We start from the raw sequence: 1,168 nt of genomic DNA, 5'->3' as shown, positions 1-1,168 counted from the left end.
CCAACAAGAAAACCCACACCATCACGAACCCCGCGAACCCGTGTCGCCGTCGCACGCTGGGAAGCAGGGCCAGGGGTGGACTAGCCGGCCGCGCCGACGTCGGCCATGGCGAGGCTCCGCTTGCCACGGCGCACCAGCAGATACCGGTGGTGGAGGAGAGTTTCCTCCCCCACCACGTGTTCGGCGTCGGTGATCTTGAGATTGTTGACGTAGGCGCCACCTTCGGCGACAGTCCGCCGCGCCGCCGAATTGCTTGCGGAAAGACCGGTAGCCACCAGAAGATCCACTATTCCCAGTGCAGAACGCGAAACGGCCACGGACTCGAGCTCCGCCGTCGCGGCCGTGAGCGTCGCCTCATCGAGGTGGGCCAGCTCGCCCTGCCCGAACAGCGCGGCGGAAGCGGCGATCACTTTCTCAGTGGCGTCGACGCCGTGCACCAGCGAGGTGACGTCGTAGGCGAGCACCCGCTGTGCTTCGCGCCGGTGGGGCTGCTCCTCCGTCGCAACCTTGAGAGAGGCGATCGCCTCGCGGGAGCGGAAGGTGAAGATCTTGAGGCGGTCCACAACGTCGGCGTCGGAGGTGTTCAACCAGAACTGGTACATCGCGTAGGGACTCGTCATGGCCGGATCCAGCCACACGGCATTCCCCTCGCTCTTTCCGAACTTCGTTCCATCGGAATTGGTGATGAGCGGGGTGCCGATGGCATGGACTCCAACGCCCTCCGCCTTCCGGACCAGATCCGTACCACTGGTCAGGTTGCCCCACTGGTCGGAGCCCCCGGTCTGGAGCACACAGCCGTACTGCCGGAACAGTTGGAGGTAGTCCATGCCCTGGAGGATCTGGTAGCTGAATTCCGCGTAGCTGATGCCCTCATCCGAGTTGAGACGGGTGGCCACGATGTCCTTCTTGATCATCGTGCCCACGCGGAAGTACTTGCCGACCTCGCGCAGGAAGTCGATTGCACTCATCGGCGCTGTCCAGTCGAGATTGTTCACCATCCGGGCACCGCTGGCACCCTCGAAACTGAGAAAACGCTGTACCTGGCCCTGCAGGTAGCCGACCCACTCGGCAACGGTCTCCTTGGTGTTCATGGTGCGCTCCGCCGTCGGGCGTGGATCGCCGACCAGGCCGGTGGAGCCGCCGACCAGCGCGAGGGGCCGGTGCCCGG

At 64.9% G+C, this 1,168-nt stretch carries 1 protein-coding gene; it reads right to left on the bottom strand.

Going from position 1 to position 1,168, the window contains the following annotated elements:
- Positions 1 to 80: 80 nt before the first annotated feature.
- The coding region (gene tyrS, locus Y705_RS17095; RefSeq protein ID WP_081737756.1) for a tyrosine--tRNA ligase at positions 81 to 1,168 on the bottom strand (1,088 nt) is incomplete at its 5' end.

This window comes from Arthrobacter sp. H41 (assembly GCF_000520535.1).
Lineage (GTDB): Bacteria > Actinomycetota > Actinomycetes > Actinomycetales > Micrococcaceae > Arthrobacter_D.
Note: the sequence above shows the minus strand (reverse complement) of the source record. Positions and strands in the feature narration are given on the sequence as shown.